Raw genomic sequence first — 24,563 nt, 5'->3', positions numbered from 1 at the left:
CTCAAAACTAGCCCATCCAACAAATATACGACTAATTTTACTTATTTCTATGCAACGATGCTGTTTGGGAACTTCTCTGTATTCAGAGACTCAATAGCAGTCCATAACAATACATATGAAAGTAGCTATTACATGTTTAGTTTGGAAACCGCAGCACAGAGGTGCTCATCTCTCTATTATTCAGAACTCCTTAATGAACACGGAAATGTAAGAGATGTAAATATACGAATTGGCACATTCTTTAATAAACAGGTTGTAAGTTATAACTCTGAAGGCACCATACAGATAAAGTCAGGTGAAAGTCCTTTATCAAAGCATATTCGTTCTATCGAAGAGGTAAAGCTGTTTGCGGCTAGTGGGTTAGCATTCTCTTCTGAAGCCTTAGTCTGTGCTGGGGGTTGCGGGCAAAGATACAATTTACTTAGCTTGGGAATAGTCAACGATGCCAGCGACATAGTGAAGCTACATGACTCACAGCACCCAAATTGTGATCGTCAGAAGCTGCAAAAGGAAGCCGAAAAACACATACCAATTCATACCTTTACCGAAGCAGATTACAGCTCTGAATTCCATCCAGATAATTCTCAAAACCCAGTTTTAGTTCACGTAATCGATGACTGGTAAATACTCTCAATTACCCCATTCAACTTGGCGTTAAAATCATCATCGCTCATCTGGGCACTCAAACCATCCGTCAAGGCTCTGGAAAAACTGGCTATCACACCATGATTGGCCGCCAGCTTCACATTAGCATCTTCCAGGCTGTAGCCACCGGAGAGTGCAACCACTTTCAGAACCCTTGGATGATCAACCAGCGACTTATAGAAATCTTCTTCATTAGGCAGTGACACCTTCAGCATGACTTGCTGCGTATCGGGTAAATCATCCAGCTGCTTTGTGATTTCCGTTTTCAGGATGGCCTCTGAATCCGATTTATCGGGACTGTGGATATCAATCTCCGGCTCAATAATCGGCATCAACCCTTTTGCCAGAATCTGTTTGCCCACTTCAAACTGTTGTTGCACTACTTCAGCAATGCCTGCGGCATCTGCCTGTTTGATCAGCAAGCGCATTTTGGTGCCAAATACATTCTGATTATTTGCTTTATCCAGAAGTGCATCCAGTTCAGGCATGGGCTTCATCAACTGTACGCCGCCTTTGTCGGTAGCCAGTCCTTTATCCACTTTCAGAAACGGCACAACCTGCTTTTTCTCCCAAAGATATTTTGAGGTAGGTATGCCTTCTATGTCCCGATCCAGCGTATTCTCAAAAAGAATGGAACCCAATATACGATGGCTGTCGAACACTGCGCTGGTGATAATGCGAGTACGCATTTCGTGCACCTTGGCAAACATTTCCTCATCGCCATTGTACTGATCCGGTGAGATGCCATAACTCTCTAAAGCCTTCGGTGTACTGCCGCCACTTTGATCCAACGCAGCGATAAAACCATTACCGATTTTAACCCGTTCCAGCATGTCTGCTTGAGCTTGTGATGACATTGAAGAGCCCCCCTGCAAGTGAGATTCACTGGGGTAAAAGATAAACCATAGAACCGGATCTCGCCTGTGAATCACACAAGCGAGGTACAAAATTACCGGAACCATTTTTTTTGGGGGAGTAGTTATTTGATGAAGTGCTTTCTATAGAATTGAAGTTCTTCTATGGACTCACGGATATCTTCAAGGGCCAGGTGCGTGCCCTTTTTGGTGAACTTGTCGAGCAGCTCCGGATTCCAACGTCTGGCTAACTCTTTCAGAGTGCTCACATCGATATTCCGGTAATGGAAGTAGTTGTGCAGATCCGGCATGTAACGGTTTAGGAAACGACGATCCTGACCAATAGAGTTACCGCACATTGGCGACACACCCTGATCCACATGACGACGAACAAAGTCCAAAGTCCGCTGTTCCGCTTCATTTTCACTGATGGAACTCTGTCTCACCCGCTCTGTCAGACCAGTAGCAGCATGGGTTTGAATGCACCACTCATTCATGGTTTCCAGAATGGCATCGCTGCGGTGGATTGCCATCACCGGGCCTTCTTCCAGCACATTCAGCTGCCCATCAGTGACAATGGTCGCAATCTCAATGATTCGATCGTTCTGTGGATCCAGACCGGTCATTTCCAAATCGATCCATATTAGATTGTCTGCTTTAGCCATTAAACACCCGGAGATTTGTGAGCAGAGAGAGAATGAACTGACATAATAAGTGTACTTCATTCATAATTGCAGCGAATTCAACACAATACAACTGTAAGTACCCAACCATATGAAATCATCTATTCTGACCAACCGATCAGACGCTCTGCGGCGTTACAACTTCAGTTACGTAGCGCTGCTACGCTCCCTGCGTTGTGCCTTGCATAGCACCTGCTCAATTGCCCAGAAATATCCGATTTCATATGATCGGGTACTTATGAACTTATCCACAAAAGCCCCACAAACACCATGAGTAAGCGCAAACTAACGCGCAGACAGAGTTGGCGCATCGAAAAGATCCAGGAAGAGCGTAAAGCCCGGGCTCAGAAACGGGAAGCTCAAATTACCCAGGAGCTCCGTGATGATGCTCTGGGGCCGGAACAACCGGGCCTGATCATTGCTCACTATGGCGCCCAGCTGGATATCGAGCCCATCGGCAAACCCGGGGAAACCTACCGTTGTCACCTGCGGGCAAATCTGCCCCAGCTGGTAACTGGCGATCGGATCGTCTGGCGACCTTCTCTGAAAGACGATATCGGCGTGGTCGTTGCGCTGGAAGACCGGGACAACCTGCTTTCCAGGCCAGATATGCACGGCCAGCTGAAACCCGTCGCCGCCAATATTGATTACATCGTGGTAGTGATTGCACCAGTACCTACGCCATACCCAAACCTGATCGACCGCTATCTGGTGGCAGCAGAAACGGTGGGTATTGAGCCTGTTATCCTGTTGAACAAAACGGACCTGCTGGAAAATCCGGCAGACAAACAAGCCCTCGATGAGATGCTCGCCAGTTACGAGCGCATTGGTTATCGAGTGTTAAAGGCATCAACCCTCTCGGAAGATGGGCTGGCGGCGATCAAAAATCTGTTGAACGAACACATCAGTGTGTTTGTTGGCCAAAGTGGTGTGGGTAAATCATCACTGGTGAATACCCTTCTGCCCGGTGTGGATATCAAAGTAGGCGCACTCTCAGAAACCACCGGCAAAGGCACCCACACCACCACTGCCGCCAAGCTATTCCACTTTCCGGCTGGCGGCATGCTGATCGATTCTCCGGGCATTCGTGAGTTTGGCCTCTGGCACATGGAGCCGGAAGAGGTGCTAGATGGTTTCCGTGAGTTCCGTCCGTTTATTGGTTATTGCAAATTCCGTGACTGCAATCATGAAAAAGAGCCCGGCTGTGCGCTCCAAAAGGCGCTGTTAGATGGTGATATCTCGGAAGAGCGAATGAACAGTTATCGAAGCATTCTTGTCTCTCTGGAAAAAGCGTAATAAAAGCTCAAGCATGCACCGTGGTTGCCTATACTGCGGTCATGTTTTCTATCCCGACCTGACAATGACCCAGTATCAAACCACCGACCATCATCCGAGACTGGGTATTGAAGTACACTCAGGGCTGGATCTGAAATCCCTGACGCCTCATCAACAATCCCATCTGAAAAATACCCTTTGGCAACATGGTGTAGCGGTTTGCCGGAATCAGCACTTTACCGCAGAAGAGCTTGAACAGTTTGCCGCGGATACCTTCGGACCACTGATGTTTGGCGGCAGTCGTGACAAAAACGCAGAGCTTCCCAATGAGCTGATCAGCCGTCATGTTGCTATTCTGGGCAACCCTTCAGGCCCGGTTGAAAAACCACCCGAGTCTGTTGCCTGCCAGTGGCATCACGACAAAGATGCCCTGCCAAAGCTTGAAGGGCTGGAGATGAACGCGCCTTACGTAGTGATGCTCCATGCTCATAAGGTGCCTGATATTCATGACGAACAACGTCATAGCACCCACTTTCTCGATCAGCAGGAGGCGTTAAAATCCTTAAGTCCTGAACGTCAGCGCGTTTTGAAAAATATTAAGCTTATCCACTCTCCGCCTACTTTTGGTCGCCAATTATCGTTTGATGAAACGCCCGCTAAAAGTCACCCTCTGATCTCTGAACACCAGTTCACCGCAGAAAAAAACTTGTATATGGGTTCTGATACGGCAATACCGGTAGGCAGTGAAGATGACCCTGAGTCTGCAAAAGCATTTTGGTACACATTGTTGGACGAGGTGTTAGCCAGCTGCAACGTGTACGCTCACAGCTGGCAGGAAGGCGATATCGTCATGTGGGATAACTCTCAGGTTATGCACTGCGGCCAACCTTACGATTCAATGAACCAACAACGTATCGCTTTGCGCCTGGGTGTCGTTGCTAGGTGAACTGATGATCCAAAGTGCAAATATCATTACAATGCCCTCAGCAATGTCCTCAAAACAGCCTCGACATATACCCATTGGATTTCAAGATGCTACTAGGCGACAAGTGAGCGAAGCCTTTAGGCCCTCGGGGGCCCGTTAACTCCAAGGATGGAGTGTATGCTGAACAACGTCAGGAACGTTGTCAGTAGTAGCCTACAAGTAGTAGGTGATCGGGGTGAGCGAACGCTGACAACAACGTAGCATCTTGAAAGCCGATGGGTATAAAAGAGCACACTCCAGAGAGAGACTCCATGACAGAAAATAATAATTTGCCACTGATACTGGAGCCGGAAGCTCTGGAAACATTACTGGCCTCCGATCAGCCCCTGAAAGACAACCTGATCATCATCGATCTTTGCAATCCACAGCTGTATCGTCAGGCTCATGTGCCCGGCGCCATCAGCGTTAACCCAGCCCGCTTAGTTGCAGGCACTCTGCCCGCCAGAGGCAAGCTCCCGCCCGTCAGTCAGCTCGAAGCCTTATTCGCCGAGCTGGGTTACACCGGCGAAGAACATTTTATCGTCTATGATGATGAAGGCGGTGGCTGGGCTGGTCGTTTTATCTGGACTCTGGATGTGATCGGGCACAAGCATTATTCCTACCTCAACGGCGGCATTCACGCGTGGTTAAAGGAAAAGCATCCGGTGGAAAGTCAGCCCAACCAGAGAGCTTCTGCCGATGCTTCTATACAAACAGTTTCTCTGAACATTGATGACAGCGTTATTGCTTCCAGTGATTTTATTATTGATAGTCTGGATAACCCTGAGTTTGTCATCTGGGATGCACGCTCACCAGAAGAGTACAGTGGTGAAAAAGTCATGGCGCAGAAAGCCGGCCATATCCCCGGCGCCGTGAATTTTGAATGGACTCGCGCCATGGATCCCCAGAGAAACTACCGAATAAAAAACGGAGTGGAATCCGAACTGGCAGCCATTGGAATCAACGGTGACAAACGCATTATTACCCACTGTCAGGGCCATCACCGCTCTGGCTTTACTTATCTGGTTGCCAAGTCCCTGGGCTTCGACAACGTCAGAGCCTACGACGGCTCCTGGTCTGAGTGGGGCAATTTACCAAATACTCCAGTCTCACTGTAAACATCCTGAAGGTGCAGGCGGCCATATGTTCAATTACAATGGCCGCGAATCCAATTTTGAAACGTGTGCTGGATTATCAGCACACACTTCATCAGGCACTAATAAAGGATACCCTCTCATCGTGAAAGAGAAGCTGTTTGCTGCACTGCAGTATGTACTTCCTCACCACCTTATTTCCCGATCTGTACACTACTTTGTTGAGTCACGGATCCCATGGTTTAAAAACGCCCTTATCCGCTGGGCCATCGATACCTACCATGTGGATATGGCAGAAGCCGAACGGGAAAGTGCGGAAGATTATGTTCACTTCAATGATTTTTTCACCCGCTCTCTAAAAGACGGCGCTCGTCCATTGCCAGAAGACCCTGGCATGATTGTCAGCCCTGCTGATGGTGTGGTCAGTCAGATTGGTGATATCGACAATGGCCGAATTTTTCAGGCCAAAGGCCATGACTACAGTTTGGTAGAACTCCTCGGTGGCGATCTACAACTGGGTCAGGAATTTATGGGCGGTAAATTTGCCACCATTTACCTGTCACCTCGTGACTATCACCGCGTGCATATTCCAGCCGCCGGTACTCTGCACAAAATGGTACATGTGCCTGGTCGTTTGTTCTCTGTAAACCAGGGAACGGTTGAAAACATTCCACGATTGTTTGCCCGTAACGAGCGGGTCGTGAGCATCTTTGATACCCAGTTTGGCCCAATGGCAGTGATTATGGTGGGCGCCATCAACGTTGCCAGTATTGAAACCGTCTGGGCAGGATTAGTCACGCCAAAACGTGGTCAGGTGGATACAACAGCCTATGGCGATGCCAGCAATGCTGTTGAGCTGAGCCGGGGTGATGAATTGGGACGATTCAAACTGGGCTCAACCGCTATTGTTCTGTTTGGCAAAGATCAGATCGACTGGCTGGAAAACTGGCAGTCTGGCAAGGCGGTGAAAATGGGTGAAGCCATGGCTCAGAGCAAGGCCATGAGTTCCGCTGCATCGATCACAGAATAATCACCAGACGTTCAAAATAATGGGTATCAACACAACAGTGGTGATGCCCTTTTTTTAAGTAGCCGACAGAGCTGTACTAATAATGAATCAGGCACACTCGGATGCCATCTGGCATCGCATCCATCAAAAAACCAAACCCGTCGGCGCTCTTGGTCAACTGGAATCCCTAGCCCACCAGCTAGCTCTGATTCAAAGCCAAAGCAAAGACGCTGCGGTTGCCAACATTGAAATCCATTCTCCCACCGCCATTGTGTTTGCCGGCGCTGACGATCATTGCCATCACTCTGATATTTCGCTCGCTGTTTAAACGATGGATTATCAAGCGCATCGGTGGCTTCACGGGGGATTGTCTTGGTGCTGCACAACAGTTATCAGAACTGCTTATCTATCTGATACTCATAGCTACTATGGCGTAAGCTCAAATTTGAATGAGCCATCGGCTTATTTTATGACTCAACGCCGACTTATTGGTATATTCCCACCTAACATGTCGCAATATATCAATCTCGCTTCTGCAAAGCGCGATTGATATGCATCCCACTTGAGGACGATTGTATCGTGACGAGCATTAAACTCGGCATCGTGATGGATCCCATTGCCTCCATCAATTACAAAAAAGACAGCTCTCTGGCCATGTTATTGGCGGCCAGTAATAAACAGTGGCAGCTGTTTTACATGGAGCAGGAAGACCTCTATCAGAAAGAGGGAAAGGCCATGGGCAGCGTGCAGCCCATGACCGTCAAAGCCGATCCTGAAGACTGGTTTGAGCTGGGCGAACGTCAGGAAATGCCTCTGGAAGAACTGGATGTGATTCTGATGCGAAAGGACCCACCTTTCGATATGGAGTTCATTTACAGCACCTACCTGCTGGAACAGGCCCAGGCCGCAGGCACATTGATCGTCAACAACCCGCGTAGTATCCGTGACTGTAACGAGAAGATGTTTGCCACTCTCTTCCCTCAGTGCACACCGCCGGTGATGGTTTCCCGCAGCCCGCGTCTCTTGAAAGAGTTCGCTGAAGAACACGGCGATGTGGTTTTGAAACCGTTGGATGGCATGGGCGGCAGCTCTATTTTCCGCACTCATCCGGGTGACGCCAATCTCAGTGTGATTATCGAAACCCTGACCGAGCTGGGTCAACGTCAGGCCATGATTCAAAAGTATATTCCGGACATTAAATCTGGCGACAAACGCATTCTGATGATTGATGGTGAGCCTGTTCCTTATTGTCTGGCTCGTATTCCTGCGGAAGGTGAACTTCGTGGCAACCTTGCTGCCGGTGGTACTGGTGAGGGTCGACCATTGAGCGACCGTGACCGTTGGATTGCCAGTCAAGTTGGCCCGGTACTTCGGGAGAAAGGTCTACTTTTTGTGGGTCTTGATGTCATCGGCGATTACCTGACCGAAATCAATGTTACTTCACCGACCTGCATCCGTGAGCTGGATAATCAGTTCAAATTGGATATTGCAGGAGAGTTAATGGATAAGATTGAGGCAAAGCTCACAGCTACAGATAAATGATACCAATTCAGCTTGTAAATTATGGGCTGTGCAGCCATTTTGATCGACTGGATCAGCGTTGAAGTTCCTCGCCATAGCTACCACCCACAGGGCGTAAAGGCTATGACTCGGCTCTTCGCCTTTATGCCCTCGGGTATTGCCCTGCCGATCAAAATAACTTGCTCACTCCACAATTTAAAAGCGCCATTGGTATAACCGGAAACTATCAGTTTTTTTCCGTTACAAAGTTGCATATAGTCAGCGGTGGTGCGAATGATTTCACCTCTTCGCCCACCGTACGGGAAGGCCCTGCTACAAGCGCCCTAAAAGCATCAAGGAAAGCAGTATTCAGAACGCTATGTCTCAGCCAGTTATTGCCTCCACGGCCGTTTCCACTGCCGACCGCCTGGGTTTTACCCTGTTTGCGGCCGCTGCTCTGCACCTTCTGGTGGTGCTGGGTATTACGTTTGCAGTGAATGATAAAACCGCACCACCGCCAACACTTGAAGTGACGCTTGCTACTTATCAAAGCAAAGAAAAGCCAAAGGATGCGGATTACCTTGCTCAGATTAACCAGCAAGGTAGTGGTACGCTGGATAAAAAAGCGCTGCCATCCAGCGATCAACAAGCACAATTTCAGGATGAGTCTATTCGCGAAGTGCAGCCTAAAGCACAAGCGGCTGCTCAACCCGAGCAAGTCATTGCTGAACAGCGCCGTATAACAACCACAGCGGCGAGCTCACACAAAACAACGGCAAAGGTTGATGTAGAAACGCCAAAACCAGCGGCAGAAGAGCGTGACAAGCCCCGCAAAGCGATTGATTTCAGGAATGAAATTGCCAGCCTGGAAGCTCAGCTTCATAAACAAAGGCAGGATTATGCTAAACGCCCTCGCATTAAGCGGCTAACGGCGGCATCCACCCTGCAGGAAGACGGCGCCTTCTATAAAGAGTCCTGGCGCCGCAAAGTAGAAACGGTTGGCAACCTCAATTACCCCGATAAAGCCCGCAAACAAAAGCTCTACGGTGAACTGCGCTTGATGGTGGCGATTAACCGTGACGGAACCCTGAACAAGATTGAGATACTTGATTCGTCCGGTTACCAAGTTCTGGACGATGCTGCGATTCGAATTGTTAGACTGTCATCGCCGTTTACCCCATTTGACGATACACTGAAGAGCTATGATCTCGTTGAAATCATCCGGACCTGGCGCTTCGAACCGGGGAACCGCCTGTTCAGTGAATAGATAGCTATTTCTCCTGCTCAGGCTTGCCATCAAATAGGTTTACCCTAAACTGCCGCTATGAGTAGCACTCTCTCACAAAGCTTTAAAAGCCAATTTCTGATTGCCATGCCCAGCATGGCAGACCCTTCTTTTACCGGTGCTTTAACCCTGATCTGCGAACACTCGGAAGAAGGCGCCCTGGGTCTTGTGGTTAATCGACCCAGTACACTGCTTCTGAGTGAAATTTTCCAACAAATGGGCATAACCACCAATGAAACTTTATATACTGGTGGACACTCTGTGTATGCAGGTGGTCCTGTCTCCCAAGAGCGCGGCTTTGTTCTGCATTCCGGCGAGTCTAACTGGGATAATTGCATGACCATTTGCTCAGGCATACAACTGACAACCTCCAACGATATCCTAAGCGCCATGGCAGAAAATCGTGGGCCAAAACAAAGCATGGTGGCCCTTGGTTACGCAGGTTGGGGCGCAGGGCAGCTGGAGCAGGAAATTGCTGACAACACATGGCTGACTTGTCAGGCAGACCCTGCCATTATTTTTGAAACACCCTATCACCTGCGGCTAAACGCTGCGGCCAAAACCCTTGGAGTTGACCTTAGCCTGATGTCTGATCAGGTAGGCCACGCATAATGACTGATAAATTATTACGAACCGTTTTAGGATTTGATTTTGGCACCCGGAATATTGGTGTTGCCGCGGGCCAGGTGATTACCCAAACAGCCACCGCCCTGCCTTCGCTGAAAGCCAAAGACGGAATACCCGATTGGTCACAGATTGAAGCCCTGATCAGCGAATGGAAGCCGGATGCGGTGATTGTGGGGATTCCACTAAATATGGACGGTACAGAGTCTGAAATGTCTCGCCGTGCCCGTAAATTTGGCAACCGAATTCATGGTCGTTTTAATTTGCCATTTTACGAAGCCGATGAGCGGCTGACGTCTTTTGAAGCGAAAGAGTGGGCAGGAAAACTCGGGCATAAAGGGCATTACGGATCGAATCCCGTCGATGCCATGGCTGCGCAGATCATACTGGAAGCCTGGTTGAATGACCCGTCTAATGAAGCATTGTTCGGCTCGTAGGTCGGTAAACCTGAAAGGTTTGCCGACACTTTGACACGAAAATGTCGGCAACCTTCCAAGTTACCGTCAGTATTGAAACCTTAGAAATCATCCATCTGAACAGTGAGCTTTTTACCACTCTGTTCAGTCAGATACTCTCCATCGGTTTCAGAAGCCAACTTGATCATCAGGCGCAAGTCGTTTGGTGCATCAGAATGCTTGATGGCATCATCGTAGGAAATCTCACCACTGTTGTACAAATCATAGAGTGCCTGGTCAAAGGTTTGCATACCAATCTCTCTGGATTTTTGCATCAACGGTTTCAGACTGTGAACATCCCCTTTGCGGATCAAGTCCTGCGCCAATGGTGAATTCAGGAGAACTTCTATCGCCGCCCGGCGTCCTTTACCATCAATACAGGGCACCAGCTGCTGGGCAATAATGCCTTTCAAGTTAAGGGACAAATCTGACCACACTTGATGATGCATTTCTGATGGGAAAAAGTTCAGAATACGGTCCAGCGCCTGGTTCGCGTTATTGGCGTGGAGGGTTGCCACACACAGGTGACCGGTCTCTGCAAAGTTCAGGGCATAACTCATGGTGTCCTGGCTTCGAATCTCACCGATCATAATCACGTCTGGTGCCTGCCGCAGCGTATTTTTCAAGGCAACTTCATAAGACTCTGTATCAATACCCACTTCCCGCTGAGTAACAATGCATCGTCTATGGTTGTGAATAAATTCCACCGGGTCTTCGATGGTTATAATATGACCCATGTCGTTTTCATTGCGATGCCCGATCATCGCCGCCAAAGATGTGGATTTACCCGTACCGGTAGCGCCGACCATGATGATCAAGCCACGCTTGGTCATGGCGAGATCTTTCAGTATGTTGGGCAGCTTTAGAGAATCAAGGTCAGGAATTTTCTCTTCAATACGACGAAGCACCATGCCGACCTGATTACGCTGTTGAAATGCGCTAACCCGGAAACGGCCAATACCCATCTTATTAATAGCGAAGTTACACTCCAGCGACGCTTCAAATTCCGCTTTCTGTTTATCTCCCATCATGCCAAGCACAATATTTTTAGCTTCAGTGGCATTTAATGGGGTTTTGGTAACCGGAACCAGTCGGCCATCCAACTTCACACTGGGCGGAAAACCCGCCGTAATAAACAGGTCAGACGCTTTTTTAGCCACAACCAGTTTTAATAACTTCTCAATTTCCATTAAAACGCGTCCCCGTTCTTCGCTTTCTCACGGGCAACATCACGATTAACAACCCCTTTACGCACCAGTTCGGTCAGGCACTGATCCAACGTCTGCATGCCTAAACTGCCACCTGTCTGAATAGCAGAGTACATCTGCGCAACCTTATCTTCACGAATCAGGTTACGAATGCCCGGGGAACCAATCATAATTTCATGGGCAGCAACACGACCACCGCCGTTTTTCTTGAGTAGCGTCTGAGAGATAACCGCTTGCAAAGATTCTGACAGCATGGAACGAACCATGGCTTTCTCATCTGCCGGGAATACGTCCACGATACGGTCAATGGTTTTAGCCGCGGAGGTGGTGTGCAAGGTTCCGAATACCAGGTGACCGGTTTCTGCCGCGGTCATCGCCAGACGGATGGTTTCAAGGTCTCGCATCTCACCCACCAGAATGATATCCGGGTCTTCACGAAGCGCAGAACGCAATGCGTTGCTGAAGCTGTGAGTATCCCGGTGAACCTCACGCTGGTTGACCAGACATTTTTTGGAAACGTGGATAAATTCGATGGGGTCTTCAATGGTCAGAATGTGTTCGTACTTGGTGTCATTGATATAATCGATCATGGCTGCCAGCGTCGTACTCTTACCAGAGCCCGTTGGCCCGGTGACCAGAACCAATCCCCTTGGTTTGTCCGAAATGGTTTTAAAGACCTGACCCATACCCAGATCATCCATGGTCAGTACTTTACTGGGGATCGCACGGAATACCGCGCCGGAGCCACGGTTCTGGTTAAAGGCGTTAACACGGAAACGGGCTACGCCGGGTACTTCAAAGGAGAAATCCGCCTCGAGGTGCTCTTCAAAATCCTTACGCTGGCGGTCATTCATGATGTCATAAATCAGTCCATGGACTTCTTTCTGGTCCATTGAAGGGAGGTTGATTCGACGCACATCACCGTCTATACGAATCATGGGCGGCAGGCCTGCAGACAAGTGCAAATCCGACGCTCCCTGCTTGTAACTGAACGCGAGAAGTTCAGTAATATCCATTTAATATCCCCCTAATTACACGAAGCAGGTAAAATAGTTTTTTTATATTGCGCTAATGTACCGTCAAATGACCTTATTACAAGACCGATTTCAACAGGTTTATGACCAGATTCACTTAACTGAACAAACCTGCCACCGCCAAGGTCAGGTTCAACTACTGGCCGTCAGCAAGACAAAACCGGCCGACATGATACGCGCCGCTTGGCGTTGTGGTCAGAAACACTTTGGTGAAAGCTACCTGCAGGAGGCCATCAGCAAAATTCAGGCACTGGGCGACCTTTCTGATATTCACTGGCACTTTATCGGCCCGATTCAGTCAAATAAAACACGAGATATAGCAGAGCACTTTGAGTGGGTGCACAGTGTGGATCGTCTTAAGATTGCCCAGAGGCTGAATGACCAGCGTCCTGAATCATTGCCGCCGCTGAATATCTGCCTGCAAATCAATATCAGTGAAGAATCGTCCAAATCCGGAATTAACCTGAGTGAGCTGCCACAGCTAGTACAAGCCATCAACCAATTACCCCGGCTTAAGCTACGCGGGCTGATGGGTATTCCGGCGCCAGAGTCAGACCCAGAGCAACAGCGAATTCCATTTCGAACACTGGCAGATGCGCTTAAAAACCTGAATGAGCAGTTTTCTCTGGATATGGATACGCTCTCCATGGGAATGAGTGACGATCTGGAAGCGGCTATTCAAGAAGGCTCAACCATGGTGCGCATCGGCACAGCGCTGTTTGGTGAGAGAGACTATGCACAAAAGCCGTCTCAGAATGCATATAAAAATCAGGAAAAAGAATAATGAATCAGCCAACTATCGCTTTTATCGGTGCAGGCAATATGGCCAGCGGTATCATCGGTGGCCTTATCCAGAATGGTTGGCCGACAGAGCGATTGATTGCAACGGCCCGCACCGAAGCAACGCTGTCAGCCATCAAAGATCAATTCGCCATTGAAACCACCACCGACAACCATCAGGCTGTGCAACAGGCTGATATCATCATGCTTTGTGTAAAGCCACAGATGATGAAAGCCGTGCTGTCGGACTTACGTTCATCCATCCCCGCTGTGTCTCTGCTTATTTCTGTCGCAGCTGGCATCACAATGAGCAGTCTCGAAGCTTGGGCTGGCAATGATCAAGCCATCGTCAGAAGCATGCCAAACACGCCATCGCTGCTGCAGTGTGGCGCGGCTGGTCTGTTTGCCAATACCGCTGTGACACCTGAACAGAAAGCATTGGTTGATCGTGTTTTCTCCGCCATCGGCATTGCCGAGTGGGTAAAGGAAGAATCATTAATTGATGCAGTCATCGCCGTTTCCGGCAGCGGCCCCGCATACTACTTCCTATTTATGGAAGTGATGGAACAGGTTGGCACCCAACTCGGCCTTGATCAGGAAACCGCTAAACGGTTGACTCAACAAACCGCTTTCGGTGCAGCCAAAATGGCACAGGCCAGTGATGTGGATACCGCTGAATTAAAACGTCGGGTAATGTCGCCAAATGGCACCACTGAGCAGGCAATCAACACCTTTATGGATGGCGACTTGCCAGCATTGATTGAGAAAGCAATGAATGCCGCCGTTAAGCGGTCGATAGAAATGGCGGAAGCATTGAAGGACTGATTTTCACTTCATTGACATGCCAACAGTAAGCTTTAATGTATTATCGAAAGATTATTAACAGGTAACTGACAAACATTATGGGTGCACTTTCTTCAGGGCTCACTTCAAGCCTCAGCTTTTTAATACAGACCCTCGGTGGGCTGTATATCATGGCGGTGCTGGTGCGTTTTCTTCTACAGCTGGTTCGGGCGGATTTTTATAACCCGATCTCCCAGGCGATTGTGAAAGCTACTTCCCCGCTCCTGACCCCCATTCGCAAAGTTATCCCAGGTTATGCCGGGATCGATTTTGCCTCGTTGGTATTGGCACTGGTGCTGCAGATTATTCTGTATTACGTGCTGTTTGCGTTGTCTGGATTTTCGCCAGCTCAAGTGCCGGTCGGCGCGGTGTTATTCAAAAGCGTTATTCAAATTTGCATTGAGTTTCTGAACATCTACATGTTCAGCCTGATCATCATTGCCATTGCCAGTTGGGTAGCTGCAGGCAGTTACAACCCGGGCCTGATGCTGCTGCATCAGATTACCGAACCGCTTTCCAGCCGAATCCGCAAAGTGATTCCACCCATGGGCGGCCTGGATTTTTCATTAATGGTTCTGGTTATTGTGATTATTACCCTAAAGAACTTTCTGGGCGCATTAGCCTGATCAATTGTAGAAAATTCGGCACTCAACTCTTTTGAGTGCCGGCTTCCTTCAAGCGCTCCACTCCCCCCGTCGATATCACTGCTATTCCCCTACATTTCAGGTCACGGATAGCACCATGTTTCTGGAAAAATTCTGCTCACACCTTTTTGGTCTATCTCCAGAAACCGTTGTTCGCTCTGCTCTTTTGGTGTGCCTGCTGACATTGTTTCCTGGAATAACAGTGGCGGATGACATACTTCTTAATAATCAGCAAACACCCCCTTTCAACTACCGTTTTGATGACCAAACCATCGAGCGGGGCACAGAGCTGATTGTCTCCGGCACCAATACCTCTGATGAACCTGAGATACTGGTGGTACGTATTGATAATGATCAATCCTCCAACTATTACTCTCGCAACAACCGTGAATTTACCTTGGCTCCCGGCCCTTTCAACCTGACCATTCCACTCACAGGGCTGAACACATCCAGCAAAAAGCCACTGGGACAGCCTTATACAGAAATGATCATTTTTACATCGTCGCGTTGGACCGGTATCAAACTCAATGCGGTGGTCATCAGCAAGGGAAATAGCATCCCGGATCAAACCATGGCACTGGATTTTGGTTCGTCCACCAGCCCCGTATTCCCGGGTTTTGAACCCATAGAGAAAAATCATTCGTTTATTAAAGGAATCCCGAAAGTGCGTGCTCGGGTTTCTGGTGATGCGCTGATTCGAGATGGTATTTCCGGAATCAATCAAGTGCAGATCCCATGGCCCGATGGCCAGTGGAAAGTGAGTTTGTGGACTCAGGACCAAGGTGAATGGGAATACCTCCCTCACTTTTTGAACAGAACCATTGCCGTCAACAACAAGCCTTTTACTAAACAGACGCTGACAGAGTCCCAATGGATAAATACCGTATACCTTGCCGGCCGACAGAAAGAAGCGGGGATTGATGGTGATCTCTGGTCATTGGTTGGTGAACGCCGTGATGGCTTTATTTCAGAGCATATTAACGTCAGTGATGGTCTGGTGACCATTAACCTTACCGGTGATTTTGGCGGGAATTTCCTCTCTGGCTTGGTCATTGAACCTATCGATGGAATCTATGCCAGCCAGATTCAGAAAAAGCGGCAAGAACGGTTTCTGAACAAATGGCCTGTTGTCAGCGACAGCCATAACGCCACTGCAACCTTGTTATTAGAAGACATCAGTCAACAAACTAAAACGGACGATGGCTTTTATCCGGTCGCCAAAAACACCGTACTTAACCTTTTATTCGAAATTAAAAGCCCCGTCGACGATATTGCCCCTGTACTGGCGATTTCCCCCCCAAAAAATATAGTGAATGAATCGCTGGAGATTGCCAAACGATATGGGCACTGGCGTTTTGAGCGCCCTTACCCCAATGCAACATCATTGACTATCGACGACAGTTATCTTCGATCTGATCTGGAACATATGCAGATATCCAGTCAGAAGCCCAGAAGATTGCATATTCAAGTTCACATCCCAAAAGAAGCACCCGCTGGCAACTATTTCGGCAAGGTTCAGCTGTTCAGCCAGGGTGAGCTGAAGGTGCTGGACTACCAGCTGAAGGTATTGCCCATGGCGCTGCCTGAGCTGGAAGCACCCGTCGGGCTCTATCTGGAACCAGCACCTTACTATCAGTGGTTTGCTACGCTTGCCCCCCATCGTGCTGCAGCTACCGCCTGCGATTTGTCATTACTGGCCTCTCATGGTTTCAGCACTGTCGCCCCTGCACTGGCAACCCCCGATAACGAGAAGTCCCGCGAACGCTTCATAGCACAGTTACAGCAACTAAAAGATCACGGTTTCACCGAAAATCTGTTGGCGTATTCACCTCTGAAACGACTACTTGCGCAAAAGAACACTGCCAATGCCACCAATGATCTGGCGGCATTAAAAAGCATTATGACAACCCAAGGACTGCCTTCTCTCTACTGGTCTATTTTCGACGAGCCGTTACCAGAGAAATATCAACAAATTAAAAACAGTGGAATGCTACTGGACTCTCCTGAACTGCAAATGAAAACAGCGGGTCATATGAATAATGGCCGCCAGGATGAACTGGCAGAGCATGCAGACCTGCTACTGATCAATCACGGCATTAACGTTGCTGAAGACACCATTGATCGCTTTCAGGAAAACAGCGAAGTATGGCTATATAACATGCCTCGCCCACGGCTGGCGTCCGGATTTTACCTATGGCGTTCTGGTGCTGATGGTTACTTACAATGGCATGGTCGTATGCCAACCGCTGACCCTTTTGATCCAACGGACGGCCGAGAAGGTGACATGATTTACCTTTACCCTTCCCCGGTACATTGCTCGAAAACACCTGATATTCATCGTCGCTTTCTTGACCTGCACGAAGCAACTCTGGACTTACGCTGGCTCCAGTGGCTTGAAAATGAAGCACAGAGCAGCAAGACAGCCAAGAAGCTTATTCAAAAAATTGAGCAGCGGGTTACCACTGACTGGCTTAAAGCCGAACAGGAACTTAGCAAAGCAGATGTCCTCAGGCTCCGAGCTGCCATTACTAAATTCGCGCTCATTCAGACCCGCTCTTTAGATGAATCACAAGGGATGCCTGTTACTCAAGCCGTCCCTCAAGAAGCGATTATTCAACGCTTACCGGCCAGTCAGGAACCAGTAGAAGTAAAAATATCGGAAACAAAACCAATAGCCATTCGCCCAACGCGCTCTAACTCATCATCAGGTTTTTATCTACAAGCCGGGAGTTATCAATCTGAACGTCGTGCTGCTAACGCACTATCTTTGATCAAGCAGGCCGGTTTTAATGCTTATATAGAGAATGCAGTGGTGGATGGCACTTCGTACAAGAGAGTCATGATAGGGCCCGAACTCTCACTGCCGGATGTCAATAAAGTGATTGCCAAACTAAAAGGAAAATTACAATTCAAACAATTCCCGGTAAATGCTGACAATACAAAATCACTGTCGTTTTTTATTCATGCGGGCAGTTATCAAGATAAAAATAGAGCACTGAGTGTTATGAAGACTATCAGAAAGTCTGGCTTTAATGCCTATGGCAAAACAGTCACGGTTAAAGGTAATTTATATTATCGTGTATTTATTGGCCCAGAATTAGACCTTAAAGATATCAACATCATACTCGAAAAATTTGGTGCTCAATTACCGCTTCAACAATATCCTCGATCTCATAATTTAGACCAGCAACCGTAAATCAACTAATACCGTGAAAAGGTAAGTAGAAGCTTTATTAGGTTTCAGAAGAATGGTCAATTTTCTTGAGGTAATGGACAAAGCGGATAAACAAAAAGAACGTAGAAAACGGGATTAATCAGAGAGCCGAATGGCTCCCTGACTAATTTTCTTACAGTAGCAGCTTACGAATATCCGCCAACAACTCACCCAACATGGCAGTGAATCGTGCAGCATCCGCGCCATTGATCGCTCTGTGATCATAGGAAAGCGACAGTGGCAGCATCAGCTTCGGTTCAAACTCTTTGCCATTCCACACAGGCTTCATGGAAGACTTAGAAAGGCCGAGTATCGCAACTTCTGGTGCATTCACGATTGGTGTAAATGCTGTACCACCGATGGAACCAAGGCTGGAGATCGTGAAGCAGCCGCCCTGCATTTCATCAGGTTTCAGCTTCTTATCTCTTGCCTTGCCAGCCAGTTCAATCACTTCTGCCGACAATTCCCACAGGCTCTTCTGATCTACATTCTTGATCACCGGTACCAGCAGGCCGTCCGGTGTATCCACCGCCATACCGATATTGATGTATTTCTTGTAGATCAAGGTTTCGCCATCCGGGCTGAGAGATGTGCAGAACTGTGGCATCTCTTTCAGCACGTAAGCCACTGCTTTCAGAATAAACGGCACTGGTGTCAGTTTGGTGCCACGCTTTTCTGCCAGTGCTTTCTGAGCTTTACGGAACGCTTCCAGTTCGGTGATATCACACTCATCAAACTGGGTAACGTGGGGCACGTTTAACCAGGAACGCTGGAAGTTCTTCGCCGCAACCTTACGCAAGCGGTTCAGTGCAACCTTCTCGATGTCACCCCATTTGCTGAAATCAATTTCTGGCATGGCTGGAATACCAAGACCAGATGTTGCAGCAGCAGCTTGTGGCTTCTCACTGAGGCGTGTCTTCACGTATTGCTGAACATCTTCTTTCAGAATACGACGGCGTGGACCTGTGCCAGAAACCAGCGCCAAATCCACACCGAATTCACGAGCCAGCCTGCGAACCGCCGGGCCAGCATGATAGTTACGATTCACCCGTTCCAGCTCAACCGGATTCGCTTCTGCATGGGGCGGTGGCGCAGCTGGTGCTCTGGATGGCTCAGCTTTTGCTGGTTCAGTTTTTGCAGGCTCCGCTGCTGGAGCAGGCTGAGTTACCGCTGGCACTTCTGCACCACCGATGACTTCCAAATCCAGAATCAAGTCGCCCTGACTCAGCGCATCACCTTCTTTTACAGAGATGGCTTTCACCACGCCGGTAAAGGGTGAAGGCACTTCCATCGTCGCCTTGTCGGATTCCAGCACAATCAAAGACGCTTCTTCTTCGATGGTGTCACCCACTTTCACGCACACTTCGATGACCGGCACATTCTCAGCGCCAATATCAGGTACGGTCACTTTTTCAAGGCGTGAGCCCGCTTGTGGAGCTGGAGCAGCAGCCGTTGGTGCAGCGACTGGCGCTGGCGCCGATGCCCCTGGTGCGGGTGTCGATGCAGCTGGAGCATTTCCACCAGCCACTTCCACATCCATCACCAAATCGCCCTGATTCAGAGCATCACCTTCTTTAACATGAATGGCTTTCACCACACCTTCTACTGGCGAAGGCACTTCCATAGTGGCTTTGTCGGATTCCAAAACAATCAGGGAATCTTCCAACGCAACGGTGTCACCTACCTTTACGCACACTTCGATCACCGGCACATTTTCAGCGCCAATGTCAGGAACGTGTACGGACTCAATACTTGAACCACCCGCTGCTGCTGGTGCAGCAACAGGTGTTGGTTCTGCAACCGGAGCAGGCGCAGCTTCTGCAACAGGCTCCGGATTTGCCGCAGCGGCTTCACCAGCCGCTGCCATTTTCAACATGGGAATACCTTCACTAACACTGTCGCCCACTTTCAGCAGCAGCTCAGTTACCACACCATCACGGGGTGCTGGCACTTCCATGGTTGCTTTATCGGATTCCAACACGATCAGGGAATCTTCGGCACACACCGAATCCCCCGGCTTTACGCAGATTTCAATGACTTCTGCTTCGCCGCTGCCGATATCTGGAACCTTGATGATTTCGTCACTCATTCCTCGTACCTTCTCTCAGTTCCAGTATCAGCTATACAGCGGGTTCGCTTTGGTTGGGTCGATATTAAACTTCTTGATCGCATCGCTGACCACAGAAGCTTCCAGCTCACCATCTTGAACCAGTGCGTACAGGGCAGCGACGACGATGAAATGACTGTCCACTTCGAAGAAATGACGCAGCTGTTCACGGGAGTCGGAGCGACCAAAACCGTCGGTGCCAAGAGCAACAAAAGTACCTGAAATAAACTCACGAATCTGGTTAGCGTACAGGCTCATGTAGTCGGAAGCGGCAACCACTGGTCCTTTACGGCCAGCCAATTGCTTCTCAACCCAGCTAGTACGTTGCTCACCTTCAGGATTCAGCATATTGTGGCGCTTCGCATCTTTACCATCCCGAGCCAGCTCGTTAAAGCTTGTGGCGCTCCAGATATCGGACTCAATGTTGTACTCATCACGTAGAATGGTGGCAGCCTTGCGCACTTCCTCAAGGATGGTGCCGCAACCCATCAACTGAACCTTAAGGCCACTGTTGCGGGAGCACTCTTCAAGGTTATAAAGACCCTTGATGATGCCTTCGATCACTTCCGGACCTTCCGGCAGCGCTGGCTGACGGTAGTTCTCATTCATCGCAGTAATGTAGTACCAGACGTTCTCGCCATCGCCATACATGCGCTGCAGACCGTTCTGAACAATCACCGCCATCTCATAGCCGTAAGTCGGATCGTAACTGATGCAGTTTGGTACGGTGGACGCCAGAATGTGACTGTGACCGTCCTGATGCTGCAGACCTTCACCATTCAGCGTGGTTCGGCCAGCAGTAGCACCGATCAGGAAGCCGCGTGCCTGAATATCGCCCGCAGCCCATGCCAGATCGCCGGTACGCTGGAAACCGAACATAGAGTAGAACGCATAGAACGGAATCATTGGCACGTTGTTGCTGCTGTAAGACGTTGCTGCAGCAATCCACGCCGAATGAGCGCCGGCTTCGTTGATACCTACTTCCAGAATCTGACCTTGAATGGATTCTTTGTAGAACATCACCTGATCAGAATCCACAGGCTCATAGTTCTGGCCGACAGCGGAGTAAATGCCAAGCTGACGGAACATGCCTTCCATACCAAAGGTACGGGCTTCATCTGGCACGATCGGTACGATGTATTTTCCAAGGTTCTTATCTTTAGCCAACGCTCCCAAAATACGAACGTAAGCCATAGTGGTAGAGATTTCACGCTCACCACTGCCTTTCGTCACGGCTTCAAAAGCATCCAGACCCGGAATTTCCAACTTCACGTCGGTTTCAACACGACGCTGTGGAATAAAGCCGCCCAGCTTCTCACGACGCTGACGCATGTACTTCATTTCAGGGCTATCAGCGTCCGGCTTGAAGAACGGCAGATTTTCGATCTCTTCATCTTTAATAGGCAGATCGAAACGGTCACGGAAGTGCTTCAGGTCATCAACCGGCAACTTCTTCACGTTATGGCTGATGTTAGCTGCTTCACCTGTTGCGCCGGTGCCATAACCTTTTACAGTTTTCGCCAGAATAACCGTTGGCTGACCAGTGTGATGGGTCGCTTCATGGTACGCCGCATACACTTTGTATGGATCGTGACCACCACGGTTCAGACGCCAGATATCGTCGTCAGAGAGATTTTCAACCAGTTTCAGTGCTTCAGGGTCACGACCAAAGAAGTGTTCTCGAGTCCAGGCGCCGCCTTTGGCTTTGCAGTTCTGGTAATCACCATCCACCGCTTCGTCCATAATTTTCTGGAGCTTGCCGTTTTTGTCTTGCGCCAACAGTGGGTCCCAATGACGACCCCAGGTGACTTTAATTACATTCCAGCCAGCACCGCGGAACACGCCTTCCAGTTCCTGAATGATTTTACCGTTGCCGCGCACCGGACCATCCAGACGCTGCAGGTTACAGTTCACCACGAACACCAGGTTATCCAGCTTTTCACGACCAGCCAGAGAGATCGCACCGAGGGATTCCGGCTCATCCATCTCACCATCGCCAAGGAATGCCCATACCTTACGGTTCTGCTCCTGAGCCAGGCCACGGTTGATCAGGTACTTCATAAAATGCGCCTGATAAATCGCCTGAATCGGGCCAAGGCCCATAGAAACGGTTGGGAATTGCCAGAAGTCCGGCATCAACTTCGGGTGAGGGTAAGAAGAAAGACCTTTGCCATCGACTTCCTGACGGAAGTTATCCAGCTGATCTTCACTTAAACGACCTTCAAGAAATGCCCGGGAATAAATACCCGGAGCCACGTGCCCCTGATAATAAACCAGATCACCTTCGCGGGAGTCGTCATGGCCATGGAAGAAATAATTGTAACCAATGTCATAAAGCGTGGCACTGGAGGCAAATGAAGAAATATGGCCTCCCAGACTGCTGTCTTTTTTATTGGCACGCATTACCATTGCCAAAGCATTCCAACGAACCAATGAACGAATACGGCGCTCCATAAAGAGATCGCCAGGCATGCGGGCTTCTTTCTCTGGTGGAATGGTATTGCGATAAGGTGTCGTTATTGCGTAGGGTAGCTGAGTCCCTTTAGCACGCGCGTGCTGAGAAAGACGGGTCAACAGAAAATGAGCCCGATCCTCTCCTTCCTGTTCTAGCACGGAATCGAGTGCTTCCAGCCATTCCCGTGTTTCTATTGGGTCGATATCATGCATAAACCAATCTGCTCCGAAATCAGTTGAGTTCCACCAGGTATGTATAGAAGCTAGCTAAAGAATCAGGCTGCCCTGCATCGGACGCAATCCTTACCAACTCCAGAAGAACAATAGATGAAAAGAAACAAGCGTTTCTGTCTGGCAGACTCATCAAACGAAATGATCGCACATGTTAATGGCTGATCATCACAAACACCAATTTCATTAGGTATAAATCCGTCTCACGGTCGTTTCCCAAGAAATCATTGATGCAAATAAACGCCTATCTAACTACAAAATAAGTAATCACCGCAATGAGTATCACTACTTAGATTCTATTTATTGTTAAAAATTCAGTTTTTCTTCCATTTTTTTGAGTAGAACTATAACAAAACCCAAACAATGAAAACAAAATAACAACAATCAACAATCTTTATCGGCTGAATAATTCACAACCTCTGCATCATCCGATATTTAAAAGTAGCAGCTTTAGCGGTTTTTAATGAACTTTTGCCAATTAAACGAACGTTTGTTTTATTTAAGAGTTATTTTACAGTTTTATTTTCTTTTAATCTGATTACCTGTGGATACGGGTGCCAAGTGCCTCTCCCGAATAATCGTATCAATCACTTTTTCAGTAATATGACCTCCATATATCCCTCCACATATCGCCCCTTCCAACCCCAACATACAAGGACAAACTACACCCCCTAAGACCATTCGACCAAAACAGCAACCAACACACATACAAGCCAAGGCTGAGGTATGACTTCCACAGTCTCTGACGGCATGCATCTTCTGACGCGTCAGACACTCCGGAAGAGCTAAAAAGTCTTTGCTTACTTCCATCGCTGATGGCTCCATAGATATGTCTCTGGCTGATCATGGATGGACGCTTCCGCTTCCTTTATATATGCATCCATAACCGGATAGTCCGAACCAGGGTCAGAACCAGAGAGCTTTATAAACTCCAGTCCATAGTATCCCGCCCTGATTTTCTTACACTTCGCAAAGAAAACCGGGTACTGAGTCAATTTAACGATTCGCTCTGCACCCGTAAAAAAATTTGCCTCCTTATTTAAGAAAACTGATGGGTAACCCTGCTCCTGATTTCCCGGACGCTGGTCCGCCAGCATCACGAATAATCGAAAGTGCTTTTGTTTTAATATATTTTTACCCACTTGTTTCATTGGAACGGGGGTCGAGTTGAACCGACTACGCACTTCATAAATAAACTGATTCATTCCTCTGTGATGCAAAGGCTTATAAACCGGATCAATCGGAACACCTAAATGCAGGGATGCACCATGCAGCATCCATTCCCAGTTCCCTTGATGAGTGGTCAGAATAATCACCGGGCGCGTTTGATTCTGCGTTTCAGCAAACAGCGCTTCCTGCCCTGTCAATACGCACCGTTTCTGAAACGCCTTTGCGCTCATATCATGCGCCTTAATCATTTCCAGAAACAATTGAGTAAGATGCCGGTAAAACCGTTTGGATAAGCACCGAACTTCAGCTTCACCGAATTGAGGAAATGCCTGACGAATATTGGTGGTTACCACCCCCTTTCGATACTTGAAAACATGGCAGACCAATAGGTAAAGCAACCATGCCAGTGGATAGATCAAACAAAAGGGCAGCTTTGCCACCAGCCTCAGCAAAAACATTTGCAAGCCCAACCAGTAAAAAACGTCTCAGT

Annotated in this window: 22 protein-coding genes; 15 read left to right on the top strand and 7 right to left on the bottom strand. The window is 48.7% G+C overall.

Annotated elements, in window-relative coordinates; genetic code table 11:
• The first annotated feature begins 132 nt into the window (after positions 1-132).
• Positions 133-624 carry a hypothetical protein gene (locus tag Q1B11_RS06715; RefSeq protein WP_299729550.1) on the top strand — a complete coding sequence of 164 codons (492 nt, stop codon included), beginning with the start codon at positions 133-135 and terminating at the stop codon, positions 622-624.
• Here the strand turns inward: Q1B11_RS06715 and Q1B11_RS06710 are convergent.
• The gene (locus Q1B11_RS06710) at positions 603-1,502 is read right to left on the bottom strand and encodes a fructose bisphosphate aldolase (RefSeq protein ID WP_299729547.1); all 900 of its coding nucleotides are present in this window, start codon (positions 1,500-1,502) and stop codon (positions 603-605) included. The two genes, Q1B11_RS06715 and Q1B11_RS06710, sit on opposite strands and share 22 nt — an antisense overlap.
• Positions 1,503-1,624: 122 nt before the next feature.
• Positions 1,625-2,164 carry an oligoribonuclease gene (gene orn / locus Q1B11_RS06705; RefSeq protein WP_299729691.1) on the bottom strand — a complete coding sequence of 180 codons (540 nt, stop codon included), beginning with the start codon at positions 2,162-2,164 and terminating at the stop codon, positions 1,625-1,627.
• Between the two features lie 288 nt (positions 2,165-2,452).
• Between orn and rsgA the strand changes: the two genes are divergently transcribed.
• The 10 genes from rsgA (at position 2,453) to ruvX (ending at position 10,370) form a co-directional block, all read left to right on the top strand.
• Positions 2,453-3,478, top strand: coding sequence for a small ribosomal subunit biogenesis GTPase RsgA (gene rsgA / locus Q1B11_RS06700; RefSeq protein ID WP_299729544.1), 1,026 nt, complete (start codon positions 2,453-2,455; stop codon positions 3,476-3,478).
• A gap of 64 nt (positions 3,479-3,542) precedes the next feature.
• A complete protein-coding gene (locus tag Q1B11_RS06695) occupies positions 3,543-4,403 on the top strand; it encodes a TauD/TfdA family dioxygenase (RefSeq protein ID WP_299729541.1) in 861 nt (286 codons plus the stop codon).
• Between the two features lie 290 nt (positions 4,404-4,693).
• Positions 4,694-5,539 carry a rhodanese-like domain-containing protein gene (locus tag Q1B11_RS06690; protein ID WP_299729538.1) on the top strand — a complete coding sequence of 282 codons (846 nt, stop codon included), beginning with the start codon at positions 4,694-4,696 and terminating at the stop codon, positions 5,537-5,539.
• A 121-nt stretch (positions 5,540-5,660) separates the two neighbouring features.
• Entirely contained in the window at positions 5,661-6,545 is an 885-nt protein-coding gene (asd, locus tag Q1B11_RS06685; protein ID WP_299729535.1) for an archaetidylserine decarboxylase, read from the top strand.
• 82 nt (positions 6,546-6,627) lie between these two features.
• Positions 6,628-6,852: a nicotinate-nucleotide--dimethylbenzimidazole phosphoribosyltransferase gene (locus Q1B11_RS06680; RefSeq protein WP_299729532.1), complete on the top strand. Its 225-nt coding sequence runs from the start codon at positions 6,628-6,630 to the stop codon at positions 6,850-6,852.
• Positions 6,761-6,961 carry an adenosylcobinamide-GDP ribazoletransferase gene (locus tag Q1B11_RS20435; protein ID WP_366139436.1) on the top strand — a complete coding sequence of 67 codons (201 nt, stop codon included), beginning with the start codon at positions 6,761-6,763 and terminating at the stop codon, positions 6,959-6,961. The genes Q1B11_RS06680 and Q1B11_RS20435 overlap by 92 nt, the downstream gene beginning before the upstream one ends.
• Positions 6,962-7,103: 142 nt before the next feature.
• Positions 7,104-8,066 carry a glutathione synthase gene (gene gshB / locus Q1B11_RS06675; RefSeq protein WP_299729529.1) on the top strand — a complete coding sequence of 321 codons (963 nt, stop codon included), beginning with the start codon at positions 7,104-7,106 and terminating at the stop codon, positions 8,064-8,066.
• A 337-nt stretch (positions 8,067-8,403) separates the two neighbouring features.
• Positions 8,404-9,291, top strand: a complete 888-nt coding sequence (locus tag Q1B11_RS06670; RefSeq protein WP_299729526.1) for an energy transducer TonB — start codon at positions 8,404-8,406, stop codon at positions 9,289-9,291.
• A gap of 57 nt (positions 9,292-9,348) precedes the next feature.
• Positions 9,349-9,921 (top strand): YqgE/AlgH family protein, encoded by a 573-nt coding sequence (locus Q1B11_RS06665; RefSeq protein WP_299729523.1) that lies wholly within the window; start codon positions 9,349-9,351, stop codon positions 9,919-9,921.
• Positions 9,921-10,370: a Holliday junction resolvase RuvX gene (ruvX, locus tag Q1B11_RS06660; RefSeq protein WP_299729520.1), complete on the top strand. Its 450-nt coding sequence runs from the start codon at positions 9,921-9,923 to the stop codon at positions 10,368-10,370. The genes Q1B11_RS06665 and ruvX overlap by 1 nt, the downstream gene beginning before the upstream one ends.
• A gap of 80 nt (positions 10,371-10,450) precedes the next feature.
• Here ruvX and Q1B11_RS06655 read toward each other — a convergent pair whose 3' ends face one another.
• Both Q1B11_RS06655 and Q1B11_RS06650 read right to left on the bottom strand, forming a co-directional pair.
• A complete protein-coding gene (locus tag Q1B11_RS06655; RefSeq protein WP_299729517.1) occupies positions 10,451-11,578 on the bottom strand; it encodes a PilT/PilU family type 4a pilus ATPase in 1,128 nt (375 codons plus the stop codon).
• The gene (locus tag Q1B11_RS06650) at positions 11,578-12,612 is read right to left on the bottom strand and encodes a type IV pilus twitching motility protein PilT (protein ID WP_299729514.1); all 1,035 of its coding nucleotides are present in this window, start codon (positions 12,610-12,612) and stop codon (positions 11,578-11,580) included. Before Q1B11_RS06650 ends, Q1B11_RS06655 begins: the two co-directional genes overlap by 1 nt.
• Positions 12,613-12,679: 67 nt before the next feature.
• On the opposite strand from Q1B11_RS06650, the gene Q1B11_RS06645 reads away from it, so the two are divergent.
• From Q1B11_RS06645 to Q1B11_RS06630, 4 genes are all read left to right on the top strand, one after another.
• Positions 12,680-13,414 (top strand): YggS family pyridoxal phosphate-dependent enzyme, encoded by a 735-nt coding sequence (locus tag Q1B11_RS06645; RefSeq protein WP_299729511.1) that lies wholly within the window; start codon positions 12,680-12,682, stop codon positions 13,412-13,414.
• The gene (gene proC, locus Q1B11_RS06640) at positions 13,414-14,235 is read left to right on the top strand and encodes a pyrroline-5-carboxylate reductase (RefSeq protein ID WP_299729508.1); all 822 of its coding nucleotides are present in this window, start codon (positions 13,414-13,416) and stop codon (positions 14,233-14,235) included. The genes Q1B11_RS06645 and proC overlap by 1 nt, the downstream gene beginning before the upstream one ends.
• Positions 14,236-14,312: 77 nt before the next feature.
• The gene (locus tag Q1B11_RS06635; RefSeq protein WP_299729505.1) at positions 14,313-14,879 is read left to right on the top strand and encodes a YggT family protein; all 567 of its coding nucleotides are present in this window, start codon (positions 14,313-14,315) and stop codon (positions 14,877-14,879) included.
• 115 nt (positions 14,880-14,994) lie between these two features.
• Complete coding sequence (locus Q1B11_RS06630; protein ID WP_299729502.1) at positions 14,995-18,093, top strand: SPOR domain-containing protein; 3,099 nt, start codon at positions 14,995-14,997, stop codon at positions 18,091-18,093.
• Positions 18,094-18,244: 151 nt separating this feature from the next.
• Here Q1B11_RS06630 and aceF read toward each other — a convergent pair whose 3' ends face one another.
• From aceF to Q1B11_RS06615, 3 genes are all read right to left on the bottom strand, one after another.
• Positions 18,245-20,200 (bottom strand): dihydrolipoyllysine-residue acetyltransferase, encoded by a 1,956-nt coding sequence (gene aceF / locus Q1B11_RS06625; RefSeq protein WP_299729499.1) that lies wholly within the window; start codon positions 20,198-20,200, stop codon positions 18,245-18,247.
• Between the two features lie 27 nt (positions 20,201-20,227).
• Positions 20,228-22,885, bottom strand: a complete 2,658-nt coding sequence (gene aceE, locus Q1B11_RS06620; RefSeq protein WP_299729496.1) for a pyruvate dehydrogenase (acetyl-transferring), homodimeric type — start codon at positions 22,883-22,885, stop codon at positions 20,228-20,230.
• Between the two features lie 818 nt (positions 22,886-23,703).
• Entirely contained in the window at positions 23,704-24,537 is an 834-nt protein-coding gene (locus tag Q1B11_RS06615) for a lysophospholipid acyltransferase family protein (protein WP_299729493.1), read from the bottom strand.
• Positions 24,538-24,563 lie beyond the last annotated feature (26 nt).

The organism is uncultured Endozoicomonas sp., from assembly GCF_947495845.1.
Lineage (GTDB): Bacteria > Pseudomonadota > Gammaproteobacteria > Pseudomonadales > Endozoicomonadaceae > Endozoicomonas.
This window is presented reverse-complemented; position numbering and strand designations above follow the sequence as displayed.